This is a genomic window from Bacteroidia bacterium (assembly GCA_041391665.1).
GTDB lineage: Bacteria > Bacteroidota > Bacteroidia > J057 > J057 > JAGQVA01.
In genome coordinates this window covers 1,129,992-1,156,854 of the sequence record JAWKNO010000001.1, presented here as the reverse complement: position 1 = coordinate 1,156,854, position 26,863 = coordinate 1,129,992, and the positions used below count along the sequence as shown (strand labels likewise).

Sequence of the window (26,863 nt, the reverse complement as noted above, 5' to 3'; positions counted from 1 at the left end):
GGCTAAAAACTAAACTTCCGTTAACAGGAACAACCCATGTATATATAAAGATGATTTTCTTCTATTGAAATCCCTATTTCACATATATCACTTTGCATCATCCACAAATTATCCTTTTCATAACCCATTAATTTCAACGGAGTATCTTTTGATTTCGCTCTTTCAGCATCCTCCAGTGGATAGAAAAAATTACAAAAAACAAACCCTTCCTCAACTGTCATGTCCGGGATACGAACAGTTTGCCCTACACTTTCCATAAAATTGTGCCCGCTAAATCCAAATCCGGTATCGGCGTTTGATTTATAATCAAAATATTTTTTATCAGAGCCCGAATCCTCATCTACCCAGCTCGTATCAATTGTACATGGCTCGCTGGCCAGTGTTTTGATATAATCGATCATTGTGAGTTCCGTTGAAGGTGGTGGGTATTTTAACAGATACATATCGACAACAAAACCCTTAAATTTTTCACTTCTTACCTCAATCCAACGGCCTGTCAAATAATAGGGTGCTGTCGCCCCCGAATCCTGATAAATATTCGTACTGAATAAGTCAGGGCGCGGAGCAATCACCTGGATGTCTGATTTTTTATTGGAAATTGAAATGACCTTTACCCATTCACCCAGATTCAGTTTGCCTATTTTTTTACCTGATATGTCTGGTATTTCGCGAATATTTAACCCAGATTTTGCCCAAACATACAACTCACTTCCAACCTGGTAGTTGTCCGCACCTCTCAACAGGAAAATATTGAAAATGGCGCTTATGGTTAAGAGAAACAGCTTCGTTTTCATGAACCTGATTGTTATACAATTGCACGGTTGATGCAATCTCTCCAAAAACCTTCGAATTCGCAATCATGAAACCCGGCGCTGATCTATTGATCATTCAGCCCCTTCCCATCGAGGATTTGGGGAATACATTTTTCAACCCTTGCCTCCCGGGTTTTGGATTGTTTGGGGGCAGAAAAATAGAGATTGTAGGCTTTCTGGCGGCCCGGTGTCAAGGCTTCAAAAGCAGTTTTTAATACAGGGTCTGCGTCCAGTTTACTTTGAAATTCTTCCGGAAATACAATTTCTGTATGCTTTGTAAATGCCACTTTCAAACCCGCTCTTTCCACTTCAATGGCTTCAAAGATATAAGCTTTCAGGATGGGTTCCATTTCCGTTATTTCCTCTATATTGGTGAATCGAATCTGGCGGGCAGCCTGTACGTTTTCCGTTTGCTGAATCAGGATGCCCTCTGAATCATTCAGCAGAGCACCTTTATGAAATAGAAACGCACAATATTCTTTAAATCCATGGATCAGGACAACGTTACTATTTTGAAACGTGTAACAAGGCACCCCCCACTTCAATTCTTCAGTCAGCCCGCAGTCAAGAACAATCATTCTCAATTTCTCATATTCTTCCCGCCACTTCGTGGCTTTATTGAAAAAAAAATCAACTTTAGGGTTCATACTAATCTGTAGTTGTTTAGTTGAATTACTGACCCGCGGCTACCAATGGCGCGACTTCCCTGCCAATCAACCCGATGGATTGTTTTAGCTGTTCATGCGAAAGGCCTGCATTGTCCATCTGAAAAGTAAAACGCGAAATACCGCCCAGGGCTTTGCTGTGCCGCAATATTTTTTCGGCTACGTCTTTGGGGCTTCCCACGACCAACGCGCCCAAAGGCCCGTTTTGGGCGTAAAATCCTTGCCGGGTTACCGGTGGCCAGCCTCTTTCTCTTCCGATTCTGGTAAAAGTTTCGGCATAGCCAGGGTAATAGTTTTCAACTGCTTCCTCTGTACTGGATGCCACATATCCGAGCGAGTGAATGCCGACTTTCAACTGCTCCGGGGCAAACCCTGCTCTTTCACCTGCCTGACGATAATAGTCAATCAACGGCCGAAACCGATGGGTCTCTCCGCCAATGATCGCCACCATCAACGGCAGCCCCAGTGTACCCGCCCGCGCAAATGAAGCCGGTGTACCTCCTACGCCCAGCCATATCGGCAGGGGATCCTGCATCGGACGAGGGTATATCGCCTGATTTTTGAGTGCGGGGCGAAATCTCCCCGACCAGGTGACCGATTCGTTGTCCCGGATCGCCAGCAAAAGACCCAACTTTTCGGTAAACAGCTCATCGTAATCGTTGAGATTCAAGCCAAACAGCGGAAAAGACTCAATAAATGAACCGCGCCCAACAACCATCTCAGCCCGCCCCTGCGAAATCAGGTCCAGCGTGGCGAAGTTTTGAAAGGCACGCACAGGGTCAGCCGCGCTCAGTACAGTAACTGCACTTGTCAGACGGATTCGTTTCGTGCGCGCCGCTGCCGCAGCGAGAATCATGGCAGGCGCAGAGTCAAGAAATTCTTTCCGGTAGTGTTCGCCTATTCCGAAGAGGTCCAGCCCCATCTCATCTGCATATTCGATCCTTTCAAGCAACTCGGCCAATGCCTGCGTGCTACTGATCGAGGGGTTATTGTCGTCATCTAACGGTACGGCCGCAAAGCTGTCAATTCCTATTTCCATATATATTCATTTTACGCGCAACATGGATTTTTGAGTCTATGAAGATAGTATTACTTACCTTAAGTCAATGGAATAATCGTTGTGCCCGGGTAGTTTTGTCCTGCAGATAAAAACTATTCTTATGAACACAGGACTTATTTCCGATTTCTCCCAACGAAAAACCGCCATTATAGCCGGGGTTTCACTGGTTGTCATGGCTATAACTGCCGGATTTGCTTTTGGTTTCGTTTTTCAGGGTTTGGTGGTACCTGAAGATGCAGAAACAACCGCGCAAAATATCAGGGCTTCCCTTTCACTTTTCCGAGCAGGTATCTTTGGATGGCTGATCGTGCTGATTCTGGATATACTGGTAGCCTGGGCATTATATCAATTTCTCAAAACCATAAATCAAAGTATTTCCCTGCTTACTGCATGGCTCAGACTGGTATATGTGGTGTTTCTGGGAGCCGGATTGTTGAATTTTGTTTTTGTATTGCTGCTCACCAGGGGTGAAAACTATTTGCAGGTATTTGATACCGGGCAGCAAAACTCGATGATTTTGATGTTTGTCAATGGATTTAGCGGCATATGGTCTCTCGGGCTTATTGTTTTTGGATTACACCTCCTGGGGTTGGGTTATCTGGCACTCCGGTCGGGTTTCATTCCCCGGTTTCTGGGGATTTTGCTGGTCATTGCCGGGGGAAGTTATCTCATTGTTCACCTTGGCTTTCTGCTTTTGCCCGCCTATGCAGGCGTAAAAACAGCGGAAATGATTCTCAGTCTGCCTATGGCTGTCGGAGAATTGGGGTTTGCGATATGGCTTCTGATCAGAGGAGGGAAGCCGAAGATTGCTGAAACATAAAATCAGCCCTTTGCGGCCAATCTTTTCCTGATTCTGCTCAACGATTCAGGCGTGATGCCCAGATAACTTGCGATCTGATGCAGGGGTACACGATGAAGCAGTTCGGGGCGTTTTTCCAATAAATGACGATACCGCTCTTCGGGAGAAGAAGTAATGAATGTGGCAAAATTTTCCTGCGTCCGCCCAAAATCCTGCTCCATCATCGTGCGCGTAAGGGCCTGGAGTTGGGGAAATTTTTGATACATCTCCTTCTCCTTTTCAAAGTCGCCGACGATCACCGTACAATCTTCGACGCAGGCGAAGTAGTGATTGGCCGGAATCTGGGCAGAATAGCTCGCAAAAGAAACAACCGCTTGCTCTTCAGTAAAAAAGGCAGTGGTTTTCTCGTCGTCTTCCATTTGAAAATACTGCCTGATGCAGCCCTTGAGGATAAAGTAACATTGGGTCGAAACTTCTCCTTCTTTGAGCAGGATGGTTCCTTTTTTATATTCCTCAACCACAAGATTTTCCACAATAAGCTTCACCTCTTCGTCACTGAATTGGGGGAATTTGGAAACGAAGGCTAATAAAGTTTCCAGCATGATCTTGGGGTTAGTGGTGTGGATAGGGCTGCCAGAGCGTATTTTGTATTTTGTCATAAATATACAAATAGCTGCCAAGTTTCATTCCCCCCGCGTAACTCAGCCCATCATTTGTCAGGAAAAACTGCGCTTCAGGGAAGTTTTCGCAGGAAAACTAATTTTTACGGGTGACGGGATTATTTATAGCTGCGTAATACAGCCAGACAAGTGTATCCTGACTGTAAGAGAATATTTTCCATATTTAACTTGTCGACCCAAAACTGTATGCATATACTGTGCTTATTATGAAGAAAGTAGTTAATGCGATTCTGTCAAATGAGAGAGTGCTTCTTTTCTTGATTTTAATGACCGGGGGATTAACTCCCGGTCTACTTTCCCAAACGGTTGATACATTGGATGTCAATGATATTCGTACAGGCATCAGTTCTGCTGGCAGTCTTTTCTACGGTCCTGACGGAAATGCTTCTTTTGAAGTGCCAAAAGGTTCAGGCTTACATTCTCTCTACCGGGGAAATCTCTGGATAGGCGCGTTTGACGACAATGACAACCTCCGGCTGGCTGCGCAAACTTATGGACAAAGCGGTGACGATTTTTTTGCGGGGCCTCTGGCCAATGTTTATGACAGTACTTACGACGCACACTACCATCGACTCTGGAAAATCGATCAGACTACTATTGACTTGCATAAAGCGAACTGGAATACACTGGGTTATGTCATGCCCGAAGTTATCGAAAACTGGCCGGCCCACGGTGACACAAGTAATGGCGAAGCGCCTTTTCTCGCGCCTTTTGAAGATGTAAACCATGACCTTGTCTATACACCTGCTGCCGGAGATTATCCCAAAATCAGAGGAGATCAGGCCATATTTTTTATAATCAATGACGACAGGTCAATACATACTGAATCAGGTGGAGACAAACTGGGAGTAGAAATTCACGGCCTCGTATATGCCTTTGATACATTGGTATTTCCGGCCCTGCATCAGAGCATTTTCGTCCACTACAGCATTTTCAACCGCCGGAACACAACGTTTACCAATACTTATCTCGGCCTTTGGGTAGATTACGATATTGGCGTTTTCGGTGACGACCAGGTAGGTTGTGATACCATCCTGAATGCATCCTTTGGCTACAATGCAACCAACAATGATATGGCCGGGAACTATGGATACGGGTCGGGACCGCCTTCTGTGGCTACGCTTTTTCTCAATCAGCCAATGACCGCTTTTGTCTATTACGACAATGATTTTTCTGTAACTGGCAATCCTTCACTCCCTGCGCATTACTATCAGTATATGCAGGGCGTTTGGAAAGATAACAAACCCATGAGTGTTGGAGGAACAGGGTATAACCCGGCATTGCCCAATCCATTTACGACTTATATGTTTCCCGGGGATCCGGTAACTGGTACCGGCTGGGTGGCCGCAGATGCCGGACAGCCCAATGGCGCAGACCGCCGAGGACTCATGTCTCACGGCCCTTTTGATCTTTTGCCGCATACTTCCCTCTGCCTGGATGTGGGATTTATTTGGGCCAGAGATAAAACCGGCACCAACCTCACCAGTCTCAGCCTGATGAAAAGCCGGATTGTGGAAGCACAAAATCACTATTTGGCGCAGAATTACAATTGCTACGATACGCTGTCTCCCGTAAATGGTATATTCCCTGAATCATTACTGGCAGGCGTATCAATTTACCCGAACCCGGCTGATGATCAGTTATTTATTTCACTCACAGAACCGGTTGACGCGCCACTGGAGATAACGGTTTTTGACCTTCAGGGCAGAGTAGCCGGCAAAGCGCGATTTCCTGTGGGAACAAACACGATGGAAATAACTATCGCCGGCCTGGCCTCCGGGTTTTATTCCGCAGAGATCAGATCCGGCGACCGGTTGGTTCGGAAAAAATTTATCCGAAAGTAAGTTTTCCCAATAATTGTATACCGACCTTATTTTAATAGCCAGAGTATGATGCCCTGGCTATTTTTTTATCGGTTTCTTCCGTATTGTTCGTGGCTGGAAACCCAGTCAGAGGAAGAAATTGCAGAAGCCAGCGAAAGTTCGCCTGCGAGGACTACACCGGCAACGATTTCTGCAAACTTGTGCACCTTCCCGCGCCCGTAACAGCCGAGGAGTTCCAGACATTCCTTTTGCGTGGCGAGTCCCGTACCGCCGCCGTAAGTGGCTACGATCAGAGAGGGAATGGTAACGGAGAAATACAAATCATTTTCGGGCGTAAGCTCAGTATAGGCAATACCCGCTGAAGATTCGGAAACGTTGGCCACGTCCTGCCCGGTAGCGATAAACATAGCAGTGATACCATTGGCCGAATGGAGGCCGTTGTTGTTGGCACCCGAAAGAATCGCGCCCACATTTGCAACACCGGCATGATAGGCGAGCGTTTTGGTATCTACCCGCATAAACTGTTCGAGCACATCGCGTTTGATCACACATTCTGCGGTTACCCGTTTCCCCCTTGTATGCATGACATTGACCTGAGAGGCTTTTTTGTCAGTGGCGAGGTTGGATTCCAGATAGAAATGGGCAATCCGGTACTCTTTGTAGTGGTCGAGAATCCAGCTACAAGCGGCAAAAGTAGCGCGGCCCACCATATTTTGCCCGGCGGCATCACCTGTGGTAAAGTTAAACCGAAGGTAAGCAAATTTGCTTGCCAGATAAGGATCGATATAGGAAAGTTTACCAATAGAGGTAGTGGATTCTGCGTGTCCGGCAATTTCTTTAAAATTGGCCTGCACCCATTTGACAAATTCTCTTGCGGCACGCGCATCCTCCATGACAAATACAGGAGCGCGCTGCATGACATCATCGACTACGCTGCATTTCACGCCACCACAGGCATTTATGAGCTTCATACCCCGGTTGTAGGAGGCAACCAGTGTACCTTCGGCGGTGGCCATAGGAATGAGGAAATCACCGACCGCATGCTCTCCCTGTATGGTAAGGGGGCCAGCCAGGCCAATGGGTACCTGGGCTACGCCGATAAAATGCTCACAATTGCCGGCAGTAATATGCGGGTCAAATGAGTACTGAGAGATATGCTCCAGGTTTTTGCCGGTATAATCCTCCACAAATTTTTGGCGGATTTTGATGATCTCCTCGTCGTAGTCATCGGTTTTGCTTCGGGGGATGACGATAGCCCGGTGTTCTTTGATCGTAATTCCGCCTTCGACTTTCAGCTTAAGTTTTCCAAACGGCTTGGCTTCGAAACCTATTTCGATTTTGTGTTTTCCTTCGGGCAAATGGGGAATATCGGCAATAACGTCCATCACTTCCCGCAGCGGAAAATTGATAGGCGTATTTTTAGAAATATCGGACGGAGCAAGCGTCCTGCCGTCTGACAGCACAACAGCAACTTTATTTAAAGGGACGTCTGTTTCACCAATTGTCAAGCTCGTCAGTGAAGTAATCGTCGCATCGCTCAGTCGATTTTTCATCGAAAACTGAACACCGGATTCTGCATTTTTCAGACTGCCGAAAGTGTACAATTGCTTTAGCAGCAAACTGGGAACTAACATATATAATTTGGGTTAAGGGTGGGACGACAGGGTTTGTCTAACACATTAAATTAAGCATTTCATCCACTTTTACAAATGTATAAAGCAGATTACCCATTGCTATTTATCCTTTCATGAATGATGTCGATCTGTTCAAGCGTAGCATAATAGCCGATTTCGAATATTTTCTCAATTTTCCCGGTTTCAAATGTTCCGTATTCGCTGAGTTCCTGCGGACAGATATAGACATCACACATCGGAATTTTTGACTGGGTAGTGGTATCTGACCCAAGCTCAAAAACCCTTTGAGAGATTTCGAGAAAACCGTCGATATCTTTGAGCGAAACCTGTCGCAACGGGCTCACATTCACCCCAATAATCATATCGCTCCGATCTCTGATGGCCTCGACCGGAAAATTGTTCATAATCCCGCCATCGAGATACAATTCGCCATTCACTTCGGTAGGGGTAAAAATGACGGGAAATGATGCAGAAGCAATGATGGGTTTGATCAGTGGGCCCGTGCTAAAAACGTTTAATCTGGCATTAATCACGTCGGTAGCAGTGACAAACAGCTTTTTAGAAAGTTCTTCGAATGATTGTACGGGAATATATTTTTCGAGGGATCCGATCATTTTTTCGGTGTCAACGAGACCGGGTTTGCCGAAGGCAAACCTGCTAAACTGGAAAATTTCTTCTTCTTCCCAGAACCGGAGCATATCGGAAGTAGAGCATCCGGCAGCGTACAAAGCGCCTATGATTGCGCCGGCACTGGTACCGGCGATAATATGAGGTTCGATATTATATTCGTGAAGGGCACGAAGCACGCCGATATGGGCGATGCCGCGGTAGCCACCGCCGGAGAGAACAATTCCGATAGATTTCATTCAGGTGTCTTACTTGTATCACTCATAGGTCTGGAGACTGCCTTCATTTCCGTATCTGATCCGAAGGTCTTTCAGGGATTTCATCGCCAGTTGAATCCCCTCCAGTGTCATGGGAAACATACGAAAGTCAGTGAATTTTCGCAAAATCTCGGTGGATTTGTAATAGTTCCATGCGTATTCGGGATTAGGGTTGATCCAGGCCATATAGGGAAACTGCTCTTTCATGCGCTGAAGCCATATCATACCGGGCTCTTCATTCCAGTGTTCTACACTTCCTCCTCTGTACATAATCTCAATCGGCGACATGGCGGCATCTCCGACAAATATCACTTTATAGTCTTTGTTGTAGGTATGGAGCAATTGCCAGGTGGGGATACGTTCTCCATGTCTGCGCCGGTTGTCTTTCCACACAAAATCGTACAGGCAGTTGTGGAAATAGTAGTATTCAAGATGTTTAAACTCATGTCTTGCAGCTGAAAAAAGCTGGGAACACATCTCCACATGATCGTCCATCGAACCACCGATATCGAGCAGCAATAACACTTTTACCCGGTTTTTGCGGGAAGGCACCATCTGGATATCCAGCATACCGGCATTTTCGGAGGTTTTTCGGATGGTGCCGTTCAGGTCAAGTTGGTCGGCATGGCCTTCCCTTGTAAGCACGCGCAGGCGCTTGAGCAGGACTTTGATATTGCGGGTGTTGAGTTCTAGTTTATCGTTGAGATTGGCATACTGCCTTTTGTCCCAGACTTTGATGGCATTGCGGCGGCCTGTGCTGTTGGGCCCGACCCGAAATCCTTCAGGGTTAAATCCTTCAGCACCGAAAGGCGATTGTCCACCTGTGCCGATCCATTGTTCACCCCCTTCATGGCGTTCATCCTGCGCTGCCATCAACTGTTTAAACCGCTCAAGGAGCGCGTCCAGCCCGCCGAGAGACTCAATGGCTTTCAGGTCTTCGGGGTCTATGATTTTTTCCAGTTCGGCACGCAACCATTCTTCGGGTACTTTTTCCCAGAAGTCATCATTCATCCCGTCTTTTCCGTGGAAATATTTGCCAAACAAGACGTCAAAAGTGTCAAGTTGGCCTTCATGTTTGACCAGTATGGTTCGTGCGAGGTAATAAAATTCTTCCAGATCATCGCCCGCGATGTTCTTATCGAGTGCCTCCAGCAGGTCGAGGTATTCGCGGATGGAGGTGGTTACCCCATTTTGCCGAAGAGAAAGGAAGAAGTCGATAAACATAAAAATACCGTTAGATAAACCCGTTTAATACCCCTGTTTTCCCCACTTTCGCAGTTGTTCGATCAGTTGAAAATCTTGTTCATTTTTGATCAGTGCTCCTGCCATTGGGGGAAGGTTTTCCCGAAGATTTACTTCTTCCAGATCTTTCAGACTGATTCGCTCCAAAATCAACAGTTTTATCCAGTCTATCAGTTCACTCGTTGAAGGTTTTTTCTTTAGTCCTTTTATTTCGCGGACATCGTAGAAGATTTTCATCGCCCGGTCCAGCAACTTTTGATTGAGATTGGGGTGGTGAACATCTACGATCTGTTTCATCGTGGCGGCATCCGGAAATTTGATATAGTGAAAAAAACACCTTCTCAAAAATGCATCTGGAAGCTCTTTCTCGTTATTGGAAGTAATGATGACGATCGGGCGTTTTTTGGCTTTAATCGTCGTCTGTAGCTCATAACAATAAAACTCCATCCGGTCGAGTTCGAGCAAAAGGTCGTTGGGAAACTCAATATCGGCCTTGTCGATTTCATCAATCAGGAGGATGACCTGCTCATCTGCGGCAAAAGCCTCCCAGATTTTCCCCTTTTTGATATAATGGGTGATATCCTCGACTTTTTCAGAACCCAGTTGGGAATCGCGGAGACGGGATACGGCATCGTATTCGTATAGCCCTTGTTGTGCGATAGTGGTAGATTTGACATACCAGGTAAGAATAGGTTTCCCCAATGCCCGTGCAATTTCATGGGCAAGTAATGTCTTGCCTGTACCGGGTTCACCTTTTACCAACAGGGGTTTTTCGAGGTGAATAGCAGCACTCACCGCAATTTGTAATTCACGGGTGGCTACGTATGTGTCTGTTCCTTTGAATTTCATCTGATTTCTAAATTACGTATATTTATGAAAATATCTCACCCCATTTATATTCTGTAAAAACATTTTGACACCCTTATTTTATGAATGAATTTCAAAAAATTGAAGTAAGACACTTAGTAATTGAAGACTATGAAGCACTCAAATCATCGATGATTGATGCCTACAAGAACTGGGAGGGATCTTTTTGGAAAGAATCTCACATTCGTACACTCCTTGAAAAATTTCCCGAAGGGCAGATTTGCGTTGTAGTAGATGGCAAGGTAGCCGCATCTGCGCTTTCTTTGATTGTAAAATATGATGATTTTGGCGACAATCACACTTACCAACAGATTACAGGAAACTATACGTTTTCGACTCATAATCCCAAAGGGGATACGCTCTATGGAATAGATGTTTTTGTTCATTCAGAATTTCGGGGAATGCGGCTTGGCAGGAGGCTTTACGACGTGAGGAAAGAGTTATGTGAGCAGCTGAATCTCCGGGCAATTGTAGCGGGCGGGCGAATTCCCAACTACAATGAATATGCAGACAAAATCACGCCCCGCGAATATATCGATAAGGTAAAACTCAAAGAGATTTACGATCCGGTACTCACGTTTCAAATGTCCAATGATTTTCACGTAAAAAAATTAATTACAGGATATCTGCCTGGTGATGAAGAGTCCAGGGAGTTTGCCACGCTTTTGGAGTGGAACAATATTTATTACTCAGCGACTCCGCATTTGATCAATGCCCCCAAAACTGTCGTACGGGTTGGGCTTGCGCAGTGGCAGATGCGGCATTTTCCGACACTCGAAGCATTGTTTGAGCAGGTAGAGTTTTTTGTAGACGCTGTTTCGGGTTATATGAGTGATTTTATCCTGTTCCCTGAATTGTTTAATGCGCCATTGATGGCAGGATTTAACAACATGAACCCTCCAGAAGCCATTCGGAAACTCGCTGAATTTACGCTGCCGCTGCGGGATAAGTTTATGGAGTTTGCCGTTTCCTATAATATCAATATCATCACCGGCAGTATGCCTTTGATGAAGGGAGACAGCCTGTACAATGCAGGGTACCTCTGCAAAAGAGACGGCACTTATGAAGAATATGTAAAGCTGCATATCACCCCCAACGAAGTATATTCATGGGGAATGGTAGGCGGAAACAAATTGCAGGTTTTTGATACGGATTGTGGAAAAGTAGGGATTCTGATTTGTTACGATGTAGAGTTTCCGGAGCTATCGCGTCTTCTGGCAGATGAAGGTATGCAGATCTTGTTTGTCCCCTTCCTGACCGACACACAAAATGGTTATACCCGTGTTAGCAATTGCGCGAGAGCCCGTGCAATAGAAAATGAATGTTATGTTGTCATAGCGGGCAGTGTCGGAAATTTGCCCAGAGTCAGCAATATGGATATTCAGTTTGCGCAATCAGCGGTGTTTACGCCCGCAGACTTTGCCTTTCCCAGCAACGGCGTTGCGGCAGAAGCTACTCCTAATTCAGAGATGACACTTATGGCAGATGTCGATCTTGATCTGCTGAAAGAGCTCAATAATTATGGAAGCGTACGCAATCTGAAAGATCGGCGCAAGGATATCTACGAGTTGGTTCACAAAAAGAATCAGAAAATAGAGACCAGAGTTGAAGTCTGATATTCACCAAACCTCCAGATATTTTTCGAGGTAAACAGTTTGCTGGCAGTTTTCATTGGCGAAGACTGTCAGCTTTATTTCGTAGAGACCAGAGATATCGTAGGTTTTGAGCGGATTTTCTTCGGTAGAAGTAGTACCATCCCCAAAGTCCCAGAAAAAGCGGTCGCCATATTTGTGGCGTGCGCGGAAACGTGTGGGCACGAGGCGGTTGATACGATTTTCATCGGCGCGAACATATATAGAAGCGGCAATGGAGTCGGTCGGATACTCATCTATCCGCAGGAGCCAGAAATCATTGTCTTCACTTTTGTGGTTTCGGGTGAATAGATTTTTCTTTTCTCCGATGGCAAAATAGACGCCGGGGCGGTATTCAAGCACATCCCTGCAACGCTCATCCATTGTGCCACCATAGGTATTGCGCCATACCATGTTTCCGGAAGAATTAGTTCGCACAAGCCAGAAATCATCGCCACCCTTGATATAAGGCCCTTTGCCTGATCGGAAGGTAGAGTATCCGCCCATGAGGAAACCACGGTCATCGCAGATGACCAATGCTTCAAGCACCTCATTTTCCTGACCGGGAAGAATATGTTCGCTGATAAGAGAACCATCCTGATTGAGCCGCAAATACCAGAAATCCTGCCCTCCCTCCTTGGTGCGGCGGGTGCCGGCTACTACAATTTTACCCTGATCGGTCTCTTTTACTGCGGAAAAGTACCCGCCCAGTGGGCATGGGAAAGATTTTTGCCATACGACAGGGCCCGATTGAGCCATTCGTACGAGATAACCATTGCCGTAAAGTCCTGGATTTCTGTAACTTTCATCAGGAGAACTGCTATACCCAGCCAACAGATAATCACCGTCCTGACACAGAGTCATAGCATTGGCCCATTCATTATTCATACCTCCGACAACTTTTGAGTAACGAGGCTGACCTTTGGTATCAATTTTCAATGCCCATATATCGCTCATGCCGTAATTTTGGCCGACGTCGCCATCGCGGGAGTGCGAGCCACCGGCAATTACAAACTCACGGTAAAAACCCTTTACAATAGAATTGGCCTGGTCGAGGTCGCTACCACCATAACTTTGAAGCCATTCAACCTCCCCCATACTGTCCACTTTACCGATAAAGTAATCCCCCCAGTAGTCTTCATCTCCTTTTTCCTTGTGCGGAATAAGCGAATTGGTAACACCAGTAAATATCACTCCCCCGTCGTCACTCGACACCATGTCTCTCAGTTCTTCACAACCACTCATCGTGATCTCCTGTTCCCACAGCATTTCACCGGTTGTATCCACTTTGATGATCCATATATTGGAACAATCCAAGCTGGCTGAATCTGTGAGAATTGTATTTCCCCCAATCAGGATGTTGCCGTCGCTGGACCGGAGCAGTTTACGGGGGTAATCATCGCCGATATTATCATAAAACCGCTGAAATACCAGATGGGGGAATAACTGCGCATATGAAGGGATCGAAATGATTGTCAGGAAAAGCACAAGTATAGAACGCATCATAAATCCCGGGTAGAAGTGCTGTACAAGTATAAGAGAATTTTCACAAAATTGGATAAAACTTATCTGCCATTTAGGGAATATCTTTTCCTTATTACATAGATATGCAGTAATCAGCCAATTCATTGAACAATCATTCCATAAATCAAATGATACTTTTTCGTGAAAGGTTTTACAAAAATAAGTTTACCAGATAAGTATTTTCGTAGTTAGAATGATAAAAAAAACCGTTTGTACATCGATAAGAACAGAAAATGTGCTATTTATAACCGCGTATTTAATCAAGAACAATGTAAGGCGAAAACTTTTTTACATTTACTCATCAATCCTGCCGCACCTATATTTGTTATGTTGATTGTTTAATCAAGTTTCGTTCTTTAGCGATACTACAACCGTTTTTTTGCTACTATGAGGTTTTATTTATTACACCTCCTGGCTCTTTCTATGACTTTGTGTTTGTTCCCGTCTGTCATGACACACTCGGCTCGTGCCCAACATTCTCAGAAGGTTCCAACAGCGACCTGGGAGAATATGTTGTCAAAGGCATTGATATCGAAGATTTTTATTGACGGACAATCGCTTTCTATTGTTACTTATGAGGACTCTCAGACTGGAGACCGGAGTTGGGGCAGATCTAAACTAATTAAAACTGCCAATGGTTTTGAAGCTTACTATGAACAGGGTTTTGCGACCTATCGTATTTTCCTGCAATACTTACCCAATGAGACATTGCTGGTAACGACGGTTGCAGACTACAAGGATAACGCAGGTCCAAATGTAAATCGTTATTCCTTTATCAAGGCTGGAGAATGGGGTACAACCAGTTCCAAATAAAGCACCATCATATTCCCCCTTAAGAAATTCGACCCGAAAGATGAACAATCAGGCTATCCCTTACAGGATGGCCTGATTTTTTTATAAAAACACCTGGCAGAACCAACTCCGTGTCAACATTATCTGCTGGCCTGGGGGTTTGCCGTCTGTTGTAAGGCAAGAATTTCTTCTTTATAGGCTTGGTAATCCGGGCCACAGTGGCTGATATCGCGAAGTTCGTTTCCGATCATCAAAGGAAGGGTCGGGTGCGTATCACGGCGCATCGCATATTTTACTTCTTCCTGAAGGTTGAGATGTACCAGGCGATGATAGTGGGAAGAGTGTCGGAAGAAGTACCGTTTGCGAATATTGGCTGACTGGAAAAGCGTTTCAGCGACAATTGCAGTATCCTGAAACAAACGGAAATGGTTACGGAGTTTGCGCACCATCGCGCCTGCAAAAATCGTATCTTCAAGCGTTACGTGGTCTCTCCATCCGGCGCAGATCAGACATACGTGGCGATTTTCGCGGATCAACCAGCGGGTAAGTGCACTGATATTACAAAAAGACCCAGCCAGGATTTCCTTTGCGCCGCGTTCCTGCGCTGCTTTGATTGTACGGGTACCATTGGTAGTCGTGATGGCTATTTTTCTGCCTTCTACTACTTCACGAGGATATGAAAACGGCGAGTTGCCAAAATCAAAACCTTCGACCTGCTCTCCGCTTCTTTCACCTGCGATCAAAAATCCCAGGTCTTTGTAAGCGCGGCATTCCTCAATATCTTCGACAGGAACCATCAGCTCGGCTCCGTGGTCAAAAGCAACACACATTGTAGTGGTCGCGCGAAGAATGTCAATCACTACGACATTCGCTTCCGCAAGATCAAACTGATCGATCAGTGCGGGGGTAAGGCATACGTGGACAAACTTTTTCATTTTCATTCCGCAAAGTTAATACTACTAAGGAAACTTAGCCAACATCATGAAACCGGGCACAAATTGGGGCTTTTATGCATCAATTTCAAAAATAAAATGGATAGAATTTCCTAAAATCAAAATAAAATAACCAATACATGGATTCCTGTTGCTCCGCATTTTTTGCAAAGCGCTCCCCGGTAGTGACGCGGTTTACGCTAGTGATATCAAAAAAAAATCTTTACTTTGATTATGTTTCTCGAACTTTTTCTTTTCCACCCTACAAAACTCAGCAGAACCTATACATTTTCCTTTCAGACTCCCTTCTCAGAGTTTTTTTTATCTGCTCAAGATGGAGCTGAAATAAATGGTTTATGGTTTCGGATGCCGGACCCTAAGGGGCTTATTCTCTATTTTCATGGAAATGCCGATGATCTTTCCCGATGGGGGAAGGTAGCGAATGATTTTCTTTGCCTGAACTACGATGTGATGATGATTGATTACAGGGGATTTGGGAAAAGTACAGGTAAACGTTCGGAGGCTGCATTGCATGCCGATGGGAAAATATTTTACGAATTTGCCAGACAGTATTTTTCCCCTGAAAAGATTATTATTTACGGTCGGTCGCTGGGTTCGGGTATTGCTACACGACTGGCTTCAGAGTTGCCCGCTGCAAAGTTGATTCTGGAGACACCTTTTTACAATTTGGCGGAACTATTGCTTCATTATCTGCCATATATCGGAGACAAAATTCCGTGGGAATATCAGTTTCGGTCAGACAAATACATCCTTCAGGTAACGGTCCCCATTACCATTTTCCACGGTACAGCAGATGAGACAGTACCCTACAAGGAAGGAGAAAAATTTAAGAAGCTATTGGGCAACCAGATACGATTTGTGACTATAGACGGCGGCAAACACAAAAACCTCAGCGAATATCCACTGTATCACGAGGTGCTGGCGGAGGTGTTGTCGATCAACTAGTGCCCCCTAATAAGGAAGAATATATGAGTTATCGGTATTTGGGGGTAGGGCTCTTTGAGGGATTTTCATTGATAATGATAACCATTTCCGTATATTTACAAATAAGACATTAAGCAAAAAGCCATGTTTCGCGAAGACAAATTCAAAGCCCTTGTTCTTTATATTGGGAATAGTCCTTTTGTAAATAATCTGGGGATAACCAAACTCTGGAAACTCATTTATTTCATTGATGCAGCTGCATTAAGGGTTTTGGGAAATTCTGTAACTGGTTCAGATTTTATAAAATATGAACATGGTCCCGTACCCGGTAAAGGAGAAAAAATAATTAAGCGAATGCGAACAAATGGCGAGGTTGAAGTTATTCAGGAAAACCATCACACATTTCGTATCAATCGCATAATTGCTAAAATCGATATACAGGATGATATTTTTTCTCTGGAAGAAATATCATTGATAGATGAAATCCTTCAAAACTATGGACAGCAAACCGCCTCATATCTGTCTGAACTGAGCCACCGGGAACCCGCATGGCATTATGCTGAAAGTCTCCAAAAACTTGAACATACACTCATGTTATATGGCAGTGAAGAAGACCCTGATGGCCTATGAGCATGAATGTACGGTTTCATTGTGAGCGGTCCGGAAGGAGAAATGCAAAAAAGTCCAGACATAAGGTATTGGAGACCTGCTTAGAATTAAAGAAAGTTTTAAAACTCAACCCTGGTTATGGAGTTTTAATTCCTGGTAAATCGGGATTACGAAAGATGAGACTCATGGTTCCTGGGCTAAATGCCGGAAAAAGTGGTGGATACCGACTGATTTACAAGGCCGAGGTTATTGATGAGATTTACCATATTGTATTTCTCAGAATCTACTTCAAAGGTGATCTCGATGATTTGACTGCCGGGGAATACAGAAACATGATTGCACTTTCAGAAGAAATCTTAAGCGATACTTTATCGTACGATTGGGAAGAGTAGTCGATTTTTTCTAAAAATTTCGGCTAACCTGCATATCCCCCAAAAACAAAAGTCCCTGAAAAGGGACTTTTATTCAATGATATGTCTTACTGCGAATTATGCGCAGAATTCATCATAAGCGGCCATCAGGTTGGCTGCAATCATAGCTGCAGAACGACCTTCGATATGATGACGCTCAATCATGTGCACCAGTTCGCCATCCTTAAACAAAGCTACACAAGGAGAAGAAGGCGGATAGGGCAGCAAATATTCTCTGGCTCTTTTGGTAGCTTCAGTATCTACACCGGCAAATACCGTAACTACCTTGTCAGGTGTAGTTTCATGTTGCAGTGAATAAATCACACCCGGACGGGCAGCTCCGGCTGCACATCCGCATACAGAGTTAACCATCAGCAGGACGGTTCCCTCCGTGTTGCGCAGAACCTGGTCCACGTCAGCGGAAGTCTTCAGAGAATCGAAACCTACATTCTCAAGTTCCGCAGCCATAGGGGCAGTTAATTCAAGAGGATACATATATAATTTACTTAGATGGTTGTAATAAAGAAATATAGTACAAATTTACAATTTTGAAGGGACTTATGCACCAAATTCTCAAGGGATTTCCGAAAATTAATGCTGTGATTATACGTCCATCCCATCTATTATGTAACTTTGCCTCTGATATGAACCGTTTATTCCTACTTTTTGTTTTGGGAATTTCCTTTTTTCCCATCTTCGGACAACAGCCGAACGTGTTTCAGGAAAAGGTCACCAACGCCGGAAACATCGCGGCGACGATCAATAACCTCGGTATGATCGGCAACAGCTTCAGCGGAAGTTTCAACGTGGAAGGTTTTCCTTCTTGCGAATACCCGGCCAATTCCGGAATCGAACATGTATTCGAAGGAGGCCTTTGGGTTGGGGGAATTGTCAATGGGGAAGTGGCCGTAAGTTCTGGTGCCATTGATGATGCCAGCGGCTACGCTACCGGCAAACGAGGTTTTGAATTTACCTCAAGAAGCGCCCTGAATGAGCGCTCTACGCTGTTTGATAGTCCATTTTTCACCCCTGAAGCAGTCTCTCATCAGGATCTGGTATCTACTTTCACAGATACTGCAACTTCGATTTATACAGGTGGAGGCAGTATCCCGATCACCGACCACCTCAAACCGTTGGGTCTTGAAGTTGGATTTCAGGCTTATAACTGGAATTTTACTTTCGCAGATTTTTTTATTATCCTCAATTATCACATCACCAATGTGGGCAATAGTCCGATAGAATCGGTCTATCTCGGTTTTTGGCTGGACGGCGTAGTGCGAAATGTCAATATCACCCCTCCGGGTGGGACAGCATTTTTCAGCCAGGGAGGAAACGGGTTTATTGACTCCCTCAATATGGGTTATGAGTTTGATGCCCTGGGTGATCTGGGATATACCGACAGCTATGTTGGCACCAAGTATTTAGGAGCAGAAATCAATGGCGCATGCCCTTCTTCACCCGATTTTAAGGTACATTTTAATACGTGGCAGTTTCGCAATTCCGCCGATCCGCTGTTTTTCTTCCCCGACGATGACAATAAAAAATATGGGAAACTTACCACCGGATTAAATCATCTTTCGGGCTGGCCAGATATACAGAAGCAGATCAACAATGCCAACAACCGATCCAACCTGGTTTCTGTTGGTCCGATCCCGTCTCTGCTTCCCGGTCAGTCTCTGGATGTAGCCTTTGCGATTGTATGTGCCAAGCGGGTATTGGATGGACTTCCGGCGTCTGCAAATACCCCGGCGCAACGCGCTAACCTCATCCAGAATGGGCAATGGGCACAGACAGCCTACTTCGGAGAAGATGCCAACGGCAACTGCCGCCTCGATCCGGGCGAAGATCGCGATGGCAACGGACGAATTACCCGCTTTATTCTCCCTTCTCCTCCCGATCGTCCGATCATGAAAATCATTCCCGGAGACCATACCATTGATGTTTACTGGTCAGATAATGCAGAAGAATCGGTAGATCCAATTTCTAAAAAGCAGGACTTTGAAGGATACCGGTTGTATAAAACCGCTGTGGGTTTTGACGTACAGAATACACAGGATATCTTTCAGTCGTTGAAGCTCACCGGCGAATGGGATATACCCGGCGATGAGAAGTTTTTTGAAACAGGGTTTGAGTCAATAAGACTGGACGACCCCGTAACCTTCCCCGGGGATCCGGTAAGCTATCACTACAAATATACTTACCGCAACATCGCCAACGGCTGGCAGCATGTCATCGCGCTTACGGCATTTGACGAAGGCGATGTAGTCAATAACCTTGAGTCATTGGAATCTGCACCTTTGGCCAACCTGAAGCGCATATTTGCGGGGAAACCAGCCAATACCGGGTTTACCAATGGCGACCCTTTTGTGTATCCCAACCCTTACTACGGCCGGGCAGACTGGGAGGGATCCAGCAATTTTGAGGAAGACCGGAAAATCATATTCGCCAACCTGCCGAAAAATGCAGAAGTAAGAATTTATACCCTGGCAGGCGACCTCGTCGATGTCTTTGACCATAATGAAGCGTACAATGGCTCAGACACACGCTGGCATAGTACTTACTCCGATACAGAAGCAACTGTATTTTCCGGGGGGGAACATGCCTGGGATCTCCTTTCACAAGACAATCAGATCATTGCCAGGGGGTTATACCTTTTTGTTGTACGGGATCTTGACAGTGGTGAAACAAAACGCGGAAAATTCGTTGTTATAAAATAGAAAATCCTTTAAACCAAAACCTTTAATTATGATGAAAAAACTTACGCTGGCGTTATTGGCCATTTGTTTTAGCTGGACAGCAAAAGCCCAGTACGACACACTTACCATCCAGCAAATCCAGTTTGTCTCACAACCGGATCTTGCTTCATGTAACGATACTTCCGCCTACCACGGAGATACTGTATATGTCTATGGTACTGTCATGATGGATGGTGGGCTTGCACAGGCTGCCGGAGGCCGAAATGTATGGATACAGAGTGGCACCGGGCCCTTTTCAGGTCTCGATATTTTTACGACAGGCGTTCCTACCCCCGTACCAGGCACAGATGTGCTGGATCTGGCTGCTGGTGATTCGATACTTGTTAAAGGCAAAATTGACCAGTTTCGGGGAGAGACCGAGATCATACCCCTGGAAATTCAGGTGATCACCTTTGGCCGCCCGGTCACATATCAGACTGTCGATATCGGCGACCTGAACGACAATCAGAAAGTCAACATTCCCCAGACAGGCGAGCAATATGAAGGTACTTATGTAGAAATTACGAATGTGACAGTAGTTTCTGTTGACAACTTCACAGCTTCGGGTGTAGAGCGGGTGAGCTTTGATGTGGAAGATGCCAATGGCAATCTGGTCACCATTTCAGACCGCTTCCTTGCTCAGCGCAAGCCGAGTGGCGGTGGTATATTTGTACCTCCAGTCGTTGGTTCTAAATACAATTTTATCCGGGGTGTCGTGCTTCACGGTTTCCCCAATGGTTGTTTTCCTACCAACAGCGGAACGCTTCTGGGGTATGAAATTGATCCATTTGAACCCAGTGATTATGAAGTAGGGGTTTCTGCACCGTTGATTTCTGCGGTTACCCGCAACCCGATTACCCCCAAACCATCCGAAGATGCCAATATATCCGCATCTGTAGTTGATCCTGACGGTAATGTGGTTTCTGTTTCCCTGTTTTATGCAGTAGGAGAAGCTAATAATAATTTCCTCGAAATTCCTATGACAGCTACCGGCAGTACCTATAGTGCAGCTATTCCAAATACCGCTTACAGCGAAGGTGATATCGTCAAATACTACCTAAGCGCAACGGATGACAGTAGTTTTACCACAACCAGTCCGGTATCCAATACTTCAGCGCCTTATTTCTTTGTGGTGCGGGAAAATGGTACGACCATTTACGATGTGCAATACACCATTTATTCCAGCGGCCGCTCAGGTTATGACGGACTGGAAGTAACTGTTGAAGGGGTTGTAACGGCAACTGCTGATCCCAAAGACCTGGGGTATGTATATATCCAGCAGGAAGGGAAAACCACATGGGGTGCCCTCGCGCTGACCGGAAACGCAACGCTGGCCACACTGAAACGCGGCGACAAAGTTCGCGCAAAAGGTGTGGTTCAGGATGTGACCAACTTCGGTCTTACCCGTCTCGGGAATATTATTGAGGTGAACGTACTGAGTCAGGGCAATGCTATTCCCGATCCGGTAGAAATTAACCCCGACGATTTCTCCACTTATGATGTTGCCACAACGGAACCCTATGAATGTATGCTCGTGAAACTGAAAAATCCCGCGGGAGGTAATATTTATGTTGTAGATGCCAATGCAGACGGCCCCAGCAATAATTTCGCAGAATACCGCGTAGGAACCAATCCCTTTGATCCACTCTCAGGTTGTCGTGTATTGGCTGGTCGTGTGAATACCAGTGCTTTCAGTTCACTCTCTTTTTCTTATATCAATGATTCAACCTGGATCACCAACTCCGGTACTATGGATCCCAATCTGCCCGTATGTATTGTTTCGTCTGGCGATACAATGGCCAGTCTGACGGGTATCATGTATTATAGTTTCAGTGCCATGAAAGTTCTGCCCAGAAACAACGATGATGCCGAAGCATTCAGCGGAGCGAACTGCCCGGGAGGGGTAACCGGTATCGCAGACGATCTCGCAGGCACAATTATACGCGCATATCCTGTTCCTGCCTCAGAAAATGTAGTTGTTGAATATACATTCCCCAAAATGGTAACAGGAACGCTGCACATTTTTGATATGATGGGCCGGGTGGTCGGAACTGAAAAAATACAGGGACTCTCAGGAGTTGCTTCTATTCCTGTTTCCCATCTCACAAACGGAAATTATTTTCTGGCTGTGGAAGTGGAAGGCACGCTGATTGAAAGAAAAAAAATCGTCGTGATTCATTAATCGTAAAAGCTGATTGAATACATGAAACGCTGTCTGTTTGTTTGTTTTGCCCTATTTCTGCTGTTCGCCTGTGATCCGGGAGAAAAGCTGGAAAACCTTTCTCCCGAAACCAGCATTTTTGTTGAAAGCATCAATGTATCGGGCGACCAGCGTCTGAATAGTGTGGTCAGACTGCATTGGTCGGGGGAAGATCAGGACGGATATGTTAAAGGATACGAATTTTCCATTAACAACTCTGACTGGTTTTTCACCGTCCGGACAGACAGCGTTTTTCGTTTTGATATTAACTTCGGTTCTGACACCAATAATATTGTCTTCGCCGTCAGAGCCATTGACAATCTGGATCTGACAGATCCTACACCGGCAGAGCTGGTTATTCCCATCAAAAACACCACTCCTGTTGCTGTTTTTGATACACTCAATGCAATACCTGACACAGTTTTTTCCGTCTGGTCTGTACTTTGGAGTGTAGAAGATCTGGACGGAGCAGAAACCCTCGACTCCATTTTTATCCGTATTAATCAGGGCGAATGGTATGGCATTGACCGGCGGGAAAGTTTTGCCACTTTTATTCCGGACGCACCTGAGCAGGACGGTTCTCAGGCTGCACATTATTTCAGCGGACAGAAACAAAGCATTTTACCCTTTCCTGTGGAGGGATTGCAGGTTGGAGCTTCAAACCGCATGTATATTCGTGTGCGGGACATCGCGGGAGCATTTAGCGCGATTGACTCTACACGGCCATTTTTTGTGCGTGAGAAAAAAAGTGATCTGCTGGTCATCGACGACCATACCGATCCCAACGCAGACAATACCTATTTTCCATTATTGGCACAACTATATCCAGGCTACGATTATCTCAGTATCAGGGATAATATTCCGCCTTTCTGGGATCCGACATTTGGGTTTATGTTGGGTTTGTATGACAAAGTGTTCTGGTATTCAGACGGAACTCAACTTTCAGCCTTCGGCCAGCAAATGTTGATAGAAGTAGCAGCTAATCAGGTTCAGTTATACCTCAATCAGGGCGGAAAAATATTTTTTACGGCGCGATTTCCAGGGTCTTTCACAGATCCTGAAACAGCGAATATTTCTCCGATTTTCAGTTTTTCGCCCATGGATAGTTTGTCCACATCCTCCGGACAGGCGCGTATTCCGATTGACAGCGTAGTGTATCCGACAGCGAACTTTAGCTCAGTGATTGATCCGCTGATTTGTTCCACGTTCATCACCGGTGCGGATCCCTTTTACCCCAAAGATCCCGCCAACAGTCTTCTGACTGCCAATATGGTAACAACCGGCGGATGGACGGGCCCCAATGTGATCGCAGCAAAAACCACCTATACCAATGGAAAAACCAACCAGGTTTTTGTGTCTGTGGAGTTGCACAAACTACAGAAAGATCCGGCAGCAATCAGGAAGTTTATGGATTTTGTATTGAATGGAGAGTTTGTGTGGTAGCGAATTTAGCCAGCGAAAGTGAGGTAGAATGGCTGACTTTACCCCGTTAACGGGGTAAATTTACAAAAATTTACTGAATTCATCAAGAAATAGAATAACAAAAATTCGAAATTTTTACCATTGGTACAATCATATCTAAACGATTATGGCCCGTGTAAATAAAATGGCCGAAAACCTCATCGGCTCTCAGATACTGGAATTGTCAGACCAGATTCGCCAGAAACTTCGCGCTGGTGAACAAATTTTTGACCTGACCATCGGAGATTTTGATCCGGGGATTTTCCCGGTTCCGCAGGAGCTTAAAGATGCGGTTGCAGTAGCTTATGCGCAAAATCATACCCAATACCCTGCAGCCAATGGCATTGCAGGACTGAGGAATGCCATTTCGACCTATACGCTCAAACAGCAAGGACTAGACTACCCAGCAAATGATTATCTCGTGTCTTCTGGTGCAAGACCGCTGATCTACGCGGCTTACCTTACCCTGCTCAATCCGGGGGAAAAGATTATTTATCCGGTTCCTTCGTGGAACAATCACTTTTACTCGCATATCGCCCAGGCCAACGGACTGGCACTTGCTACTAATCCGGAAGACAACTTTTTACCAACGGCACAAATCCTGGAACCTCATATCCAGCAGGCTGGCATGCTCGCTCTCTGCTCTCCGCTGAATCCCGCAGGAACCGTTTTCAGTGAGGCGCAACTCTCAGATATATGCAAACTCGTATTAGCTGAAAATCAGCGCAGAGGGCCCGAAGGAAAACCCTTGTATATTCTCTATGACCAGATATACAGAAGCCTGACTTATGACAATACACGACATCTCGATCCGGTATCAATTTTACCTGAAATGAGGCCCTATACAATCTATATTGACGGGCTGTCTAAAGCCTACGCTGCCACAGGTCTTCGTATGGGCTGGGCATTTGGACCTGCTGATGTCATTGGTAAAATGAAGTTGTTGCTCGCTCATATTGGCTCATGGCCGTCACACCCGCTGCAGCATGCTGTCGCAGATTATCTCGGAAAAGACGAGAATGTCAACCAGTATCTCCACGATTTCAGGGAAAAACTTAATCGCAGGCTGAAAGGTTTTTATCAGGGTTTCTCTAACCTTAAGGCTAAAGGATATCCGGTGGATGTCATAAGCCCACGCGCAGCTTTATACCTTACCGTAAAAATTGACCTTCGCGGTTTCCATACTCCGACAGGAACACCGCTTCAGACTGGAAGACAGGTGTATCAATACCTCCTGAATGAAGCAGGTGTGGCTATGGTTCCTTTTTATGCCTTTGGGTTGGAAGAAACCTCTCTCTGGCACCGGCTCTCGGTAGGTACAGCAAATATGGAAGACATACCGGTCATTTTTCAAAAACTGGAAATGGCTTTGTCAAAATTGAAAAGCAATTAGAACTGTCAGGGCAAAAAAAATGGCGCGGATGTAATTACATCCGCGCCATTTTTTTTATAAAGCCCATGTCAGAACCGGTTGCGCAGCAGGCTGATAAATTCTGCTACCACAATATCTTCCCGGTCGATTGTTTCGTTGTTGAAAACAAATTTGTCCAGGATATCTTCCACTTCTTCACTGTTTTTTGCGTTGTTTACTTTGTCCACAATAATCCGGAAACGAACATTATTTCCATCAAATACCTTCTGAACATATTGGTATTGTTTGTGAATCGGAATCTCGTCCAGCTTGATCTTACGGCTGCCGTTGAGTTTATCAAGAACCTGCTTAGGCGAATCTCCCGTGGTTTTTGTAGCATTCTCGTGAATTTTGTCAAGGATTGACGTAGGCTTATCCACTTTCACTTCCGGTGCTTTTCCATTTTCCTTTTCAGTCAGGAAACGATCCAGAAAAGACATCGTTGACTCTTTTTTGGGAGTAGCGACGGGCTCAGTTGGTTTTTCGTTGACTGGTACATCAACTACACGGGTAACCGGCTTTTCTTTTTCCTCTACCATTTCGAGTACTTCTTCCACAACGGCAGATGAAAAGTCAGATTTTTCGACAACTTCCGGCTGCGTTTCCTCAGGCTGATCTAATACTGCAGCCATTTCCAAAAACTCATCGGTGTCCACTTCATCTGCCATGACGGCATCTACCGGAGCAGAAACTTCTGCAACAACTTCTTTTTCTACCACTTCTTCAACTACCGGCGGCGTTTCGGCAACCACTGGTGTTTCTTTCACAGCAGGGGTTTCTTCTACTACCGTTTTCACTTCGGGTACAGAAACGATAATATCTTCATCATCGAGGTCAAGTTCAAAGGAATCGTCTTCTCCTATAGAATCAAAAAAGCTGGATTTTTTGGCTTCTTCCTCTTTTTTGCGGCGGGCTTCTTCCTCACGGCGCTTGCGCTCTTCTTCTTCTCTGCGACGCGCTTCTTCCTCTTTACGTTTGGCTTCTTCTGCCTGTCTGATGGCCTCCTCCTCTTTACGGCGGGCTTCTTCCTCCTCTTTCCGTTTTGCCTCTTCTGCACTGCGAAGTTTGGCTTCAATTTCTTCTACAATAGACGAAAGTTTCAGACCGGAAAGACTTTCAAACAACTCTGAACGGTAAGCATCGAAGTCTTTTTCACTCTTTTTGTCATAGACTTCAATCACTTTTTCCATTTTCAGGAAATAGACATCTTTTTCAACCGTGTCTATATTATTTTTCTGATAGTATTTCAGAAGACTGCTGACAATAAAACCCAGATCGGAAAAAAATTGAGAATAACGCAGGTATAATTCCAATGGAATTTTATCGCCCTGATTAAAGAAAAAGTTTGTGAGTGCTTCGCGGGGATCGAGGATCAGGCGCAGGTTGTTGTAAACCGCTCGCTTGAGCATGGGTTTAAAATCCTCCTCACTAATACGAATATGCTGAGAAAGCTTATTCTTGAGGCCTTTCAGGCTATCCTGAATATCCGCCTGATCAAAATCAAAATACGGGTGCTTCAGTTTGGCTATCTGCATATCCCAAACCTGAAAAACTTGAAACAATAAAAATTTATTGATTTGTGAATGGTCTGAAAAGCCCTTCAGCTCCTCGCCACGGATCACGCCCTTCTCAAAAAAATGGTTGGACAACATCCGCTCACTGATTTGCTGAGCAAGTTCATTTAGCTTCTCTTCCGGCAGCGTTATTTTTCTCATTCTAATTAAAATTACCTCACTTACCTTTCAGC

At 45.3% G+C, this 26,863-nt stretch carries 23 protein-coding genes; 11 read left to right on the top strand and 12 right to left on the bottom strand.

The features are described 5' to 3' along the window. Positions 1-20: 20 nt before the first annotated feature. The 3 genes from R3D00_04835 to R3D00_04825 all read right to left on the bottom strand — a co-directional run bounded on the left by R3D00_04835 (position 21) and on the right by R3D00_04825 (position 2,516). Positions 21-794: an SH3 domain-containing protein gene (locus R3D00_04835; GenBank protein MEZ4772488.1), complete on the bottom strand. Its 774-nt coding sequence runs from the start codon at positions 792-794 to the stop codon at positions 21-23. Positions 795-877: 83 nt separating this feature from the next. Continuing rightward, a complete protein-coding gene (locus R3D00_04830) occupies positions 878-1,459 on the bottom strand; it encodes a YdeI family protein (protein ID MEZ4772487.1) in 582 nt (193 codons plus the stop codon). 25 nt (positions 1,460-1,484) lie between these two features. Beyond that, positions 1,485-2,516: an LLM class flavin-dependent oxidoreductase gene (locus R3D00_04825; protein ID MEZ4772486.1), complete on the bottom strand. Its 1,032-nt coding sequence runs from the start codon at positions 2,514-2,516 to the stop codon at positions 1,485-1,487. 121 nt (positions 2,517-2,637) lie between these two features. Here R3D00_04825 and R3D00_04820 point away from each other — a divergent pair, with 121 nt between their 5' ends. Further along, positions 2,638-3,357, top strand: a complete 720-nt coding sequence (locus R3D00_04820) for a DUF4386 domain-containing protein (GenBank protein ID MEZ4772485.1) — start codon at positions 2,638-2,640, stop codon at positions 3,355-3,357. 2 nt (positions 3,358-3,359) lie between these two features. Here R3D00_04820 and R3D00_04815 read toward each other — a convergent pair whose 3' ends face one another. Continuing rightward, positions 3,360-3,938, bottom strand: a complete 579-nt coding sequence (locus R3D00_04815) for a Crp/Fnr family transcriptional regulator (GenBank protein ID MEZ4772484.1) — start codon at positions 3,936-3,938, stop codon at positions 3,360-3,362. Positions 3,939-4,222: 284 nt separating this feature from the next. On the opposite strand from R3D00_04815, the gene R3D00_04810 reads away from it, so the two are divergent. Beyond that, positions 4,223-5,860 carry a T9SS type A sorting domain-containing protein gene (locus R3D00_04810; GenBank protein MEZ4772483.1) on the top strand — a complete coding sequence of 546 codons (1,638 nt, stop codon included), beginning with the start codon at positions 4,223-4,225 and terminating at the stop codon, positions 5,858-5,860. Between the two features lie 65 nt (positions 5,861-5,925). On the opposite strand, the gene R3D00_04805 is transcribed toward R3D00_04810, so the two are convergent. The 4 genes from R3D00_04805 to R3D00_04790 all read right to left on the bottom strand — a co-directional run bounded on the left by R3D00_04805 (position 5,926) and on the right by R3D00_04790 (position 10,448). Further along, a complete protein-coding gene (locus R3D00_04805; protein MEZ4772482.1) occupies positions 5,926-7,473 on the bottom strand; it encodes a hydroxymethylglutaryl-CoA reductase in 1,548 nt (515 codons plus the stop codon). An 89-nt stretch (positions 7,474-7,562) separates the two neighbouring features. Further along, on the bottom strand, positions 7,563-8,339 hold the full coding sequence (locus R3D00_04800) for a patatin-like phospholipase family protein (protein ID MEZ4772481.1): 777 nt from the start codon (positions 8,337-8,339) through the stop codon (positions 7,563-7,565). Positions 8,340-8,357: 18 nt separating this feature from the next. Next, positions 8,358-9,581: a VWA domain-containing protein gene (locus tag R3D00_04795; protein ID MEZ4772480.1), complete on the bottom strand. Its 1,224-nt coding sequence runs from the start codon at positions 9,579-9,581 to the stop codon at positions 8,358-8,360. A 24-nt stretch (positions 9,582-9,605) separates the two neighbouring features. After that, the gene (locus tag R3D00_04790; GenBank protein ID MEZ4772479.1) at positions 9,606-10,448 is read right to left on the bottom strand and encodes a MoxR family ATPase; all 843 of its coding nucleotides are present in this window, start codon (positions 10,446-10,448) and stop codon (positions 9,606-9,608) included. 80 nt (positions 10,449-10,528) lie between these two features. Between R3D00_04790 and R3D00_04785 the strand changes: the two genes are divergently transcribed. Next, complete coding sequence (locus R3D00_04785; protein ID MEZ4772478.1) at positions 10,529-12,082, top strand: bifunctional GNAT family N-acetyltransferase/carbon-nitrogen hydrolase family protein; 1,554 nt, start codon at positions 10,529-10,531, stop codon at positions 12,080-12,082. A 3-nt stretch (positions 12,083-12,085) separates the two neighbouring features. Here the strand turns inward: R3D00_04785 and R3D00_04780 are convergent, their stop codons facing one another. Further along, positions 12,086-13,603 carry a PKD domain-containing protein gene (locus R3D00_04780; GenBank protein MEZ4772477.1) on the bottom strand — a complete coding sequence of 506 codons (1,518 nt, stop codon included), beginning with the start codon at positions 13,601-13,603 and terminating at the stop codon, positions 12,086-12,088. 468 nt (positions 13,604-14,071) lie between these two features. Between R3D00_04780 and R3D00_04775 the strand changes: the two genes are divergently transcribed. Beyond that, positions 14,072-14,434: a hypothetical protein gene (locus R3D00_04775; GenBank protein ID MEZ4772476.1), complete on the top strand. Its 363-nt coding sequence runs from the start codon at positions 14,072-14,074 to the stop codon at positions 14,432-14,434. A gap of 119 nt (positions 14,435-14,553) precedes the next feature. Here the strand turns inward: R3D00_04775 and R3D00_04770 are convergent, their stop codons facing one another. Next, on the bottom strand, positions 14,554-15,354 hold the full coding sequence (locus tag R3D00_04770; GenBank protein MEZ4772475.1) for a 2-phosphosulfolactate phosphatase: 801 nt from the start codon (positions 15,352-15,354) through the stop codon (positions 14,554-14,556). 225 nt (positions 15,355-15,579) lie between these two features. Here R3D00_04770 and R3D00_04765 point away from each other — a divergent pair, with 225 nt between their 5' ends. From R3D00_04765 to R3D00_04755, 3 genes are all read left to right on the top strand, one after another. Beyond that, positions 15,580-16,311: an alpha/beta fold hydrolase gene (locus R3D00_04765; GenBank protein MEZ4772474.1), complete on the top strand. Its 732-nt coding sequence runs from the start codon at positions 15,580-15,582 to the stop codon at positions 16,309-16,311. A gap of 123 nt (positions 16,312-16,434) precedes the next feature. Then, a complete protein-coding gene (locus R3D00_04760; GenBank protein MEZ4772473.1) occupies positions 16,435-16,920 on the top strand; it encodes a Panacea domain-containing protein in 486 nt (161 codons plus the stop codon). 155 nt (positions 16,921-17,075) lie between these two features. Then, complete coding sequence (locus tag R3D00_04755) at positions 17,076-17,291, top strand: hypothetical protein (GenBank protein MEZ4772472.1); 216 nt, start codon at positions 17,076-17,078, stop codon at positions 17,289-17,291. 96 nt (positions 17,292-17,387) lie between these two features. On the opposite strand, the gene R3D00_04750 is transcribed toward R3D00_04755, so the two are convergent. Beyond that, positions 17,388-17,804, bottom strand: coding sequence for a BrxA/BrxB family bacilliredoxin (locus R3D00_04750; protein MEZ4772471.1), 417 nt, complete (start codon positions 17,802-17,804; stop codon positions 17,388-17,390). 149 nt (positions 17,805-17,953) lie between these two features. On the opposite strand from R3D00_04750, the gene R3D00_04745 reads away from it, so the two are divergent. The 4 genes from R3D00_04745 (at position 17,954) to R3D00_04730 (ending at position 25,098) form a co-directional block, all read left to right on the top strand. Beyond that, on the top strand, positions 17,954-20,026 hold the full coding sequence (locus R3D00_04745; protein ID MEZ4772470.1) for a hypothetical protein: 2,073 nt from the start codon (positions 17,954-17,956) through the stop codon (positions 20,024-20,026). 28 nt (positions 20,027-20,054) lie between these two features. Continuing rightward, positions 20,055-22,226 (top strand): T9SS type A sorting domain-containing protein, encoded by a 2,172-nt coding sequence (locus tag R3D00_04740; GenBank protein ID MEZ4772469.1) that lies wholly within the window; start codon positions 20,055-20,057, stop codon positions 22,224-22,226. A gap of 21 nt (positions 22,227-22,247) precedes the next feature. Further along, a complete protein-coding gene (locus tag R3D00_04735; GenBank protein ID MEZ4772468.1) occupies positions 22,248-23,687 on the top strand; it encodes a hypothetical protein in 1,440 nt (479 codons plus the stop codon). 145 nt (positions 23,688-23,832) lie between these two features. Continuing rightward, positions 23,833-25,098, top strand: a complete 1,266-nt coding sequence (locus R3D00_04730; GenBank protein MEZ4772467.1) for an aminotransferase class I/II-fold pyridoxal phosphate-dependent enzyme — start codon at positions 23,833-23,835, stop codon at positions 25,096-25,098. 68 nt (positions 25,099-25,166) lie between these two features. Here R3D00_04730 and R3D00_04725 read toward each other — a convergent pair whose 3' ends face one another. Then, complete coding sequence (locus R3D00_04725) at positions 25,167-26,831, bottom strand: hypothetical protein (GenBank protein MEZ4772466.1); 1,665 nt, start codon at positions 26,829-26,831, stop codon at positions 25,167-25,169. Positions 26,832-26,863: the final 32 nt, after the last annotated feature.

What these genes read in the sequence shown, in the direction of transcription:
- R3D00_04735 (MEZ4772468.1), top strand. Translation starts at nt 22,248, where the DNA reads ATGAAACGCTGTCTGTTTGTTTGTTTTGCCCTATTTCTGCTGTTCGCC.
- R3D00_04815 (MEZ4772484.1), bottom strand. Translation starts at nt 3,938, where the DNA reads ATGCTGGAAACTTTATTAGCCTTCGTTTCCAAATTCCCCCAATTCAGT.
- R3D00_04730 (MEZ4772467.1), top strand. Translation starts at nt 23,833, where the DNA reads ATGGCCCGTGTAAATAAAATGGCCGAAAACCTCATCGGCTCTCAGATA.
- R3D00_04760 (MEZ4772473.1), top strand. Translation starts at nt 16,435, where the DNA reads ATGTTTCGCGAAGACAAATTCAAAGCCCTTGTTCTTTATATTGGGAAT.
- R3D00_04725 (MEZ4772466.1), bottom strand. Translation starts at nt 26,831, where the DNA reads ATGAGAAAAATAACGCTGCCGGAAGAGAAGCTAAATGAACTTGCTCAG.
- R3D00_04750 (MEZ4772471.1), bottom strand. Translation starts at nt 17,804, where the DNA reads ATGTATCCTCTTGAATTAACTGCCCCTATGGCTGCGGAACTTGAGAAT.
- R3D00_04755 (MEZ4772472.1), top strand. Translation starts at nt 17,076, where the DNA reads ATGAGACTCATGGTTCCTGGGCTAAATGCCGGAAAAAGTGGTGGATAC.
- R3D00_04825 (MEZ4772486.1), bottom strand. Translation starts at nt 2,516, where the DNA reads ATGGAAATAGGAATTGACAGCTTTGCGGCCGTACCGTTAGATGACGAC.
- R3D00_04835 (MEZ4772488.1), bottom strand. Translation starts at nt 794, where the DNA reads ATGAAAACGAAGCTGTTTCTCTTAACCATAAGCGCCATTTTCAATATT.
- R3D00_04790 (MEZ4772479.1), bottom strand. Translation starts at nt 10,448, where the DNA reads ATGAAATTCAAAGGAACAGACACATACGTAGCCACCCGTGAATTACAA.
- R3D00_04820 (MEZ4772485.1), top strand. Translation starts at nt 2,638, where the DNA reads ATGAACACAGGACTTATTTCCGATTTCTCCCAACGAAAAACCGCCATT.
- R3D00_04775 (MEZ4772476.1), top strand. Translation starts at nt 14,072, where the DNA reads ATGACACACTCGGCTCGTGCCCAACATTCTCAGAAGGTTCCAACAGCG.
- R3D00_04810 (MEZ4772483.1), top strand. Translation starts at nt 4,223, where the DNA reads ATGAAGAAAGTAGTTAATGCGATTCTGTCAAATGAGAGAGTGCTTCTT.
- R3D00_04770 (MEZ4772475.1), bottom strand. Translation starts at nt 15,354, where the DNA reads ATGAAAATGAAAAAGTTTGTCCACGTATGCCTTACCCCCGCACTGATC.
- R3D00_04795 (MEZ4772480.1), bottom strand. Translation starts at nt 9,581, where the DNA reads ATGTTTATCGACTTCTTCCTTTCTCTTCGGCAAAATGGGGTAACCACC.
- R3D00_04780 (MEZ4772477.1), bottom strand. Translation starts at nt 13,603, where the DNA reads ATGATGCGTTCTATACTTGTGCTTTTCCTGACAATCATTTCGATCCCT.
- R3D00_04800 (MEZ4772481.1), bottom strand. Translation starts at nt 8,339, where the DNA reads ATGAAATCTATCGGAATTGTTCTCTCCGGCGGTGGCTACCGCGGCATC.
- R3D00_04740 (MEZ4772469.1), top strand. Translation starts at nt 20,055, where the DNA reads ATGATGAAAAAACTTACGCTGGCGTTATTGGCCATTTGTTTTAGCTGG.
- R3D00_04745 (MEZ4772470.1), top strand. Translation starts at nt 17,954, where the DNA reads ATGAACCGTTTATTCCTACTTTTTGTTTTGGGAATTTCCTTTTTTCCC.
- R3D00_04785 (MEZ4772478.1), top strand. Translation starts at nt 10,529, where the DNA reads ATGAATGAATTTCAAAAAATTGAAGTAAGACACTTAGTAATTGAAGAC.
- R3D00_04805 (MEZ4772482.1), bottom strand. Translation starts at nt 7,473, where the DNA reads ATGTTAGTTCCCAGTTTGCTGCTAAAGCAATTGTACACTTTCGGCAGT.
- R3D00_04830 (MEZ4772487.1), bottom strand. Translation starts at nt 1,459, where the DNA reads ATGAACCCTAAAGTTGATTTTTTTTTCAATAAAGCCACGAAGTGGCGG.
- R3D00_04765 (MEZ4772474.1), top strand. Translation starts at nt 15,580, where the DNA reads ATGTTTCTCGAACTTTTTCTTTTCCACCCTACAAAACTCAGCAGAACC.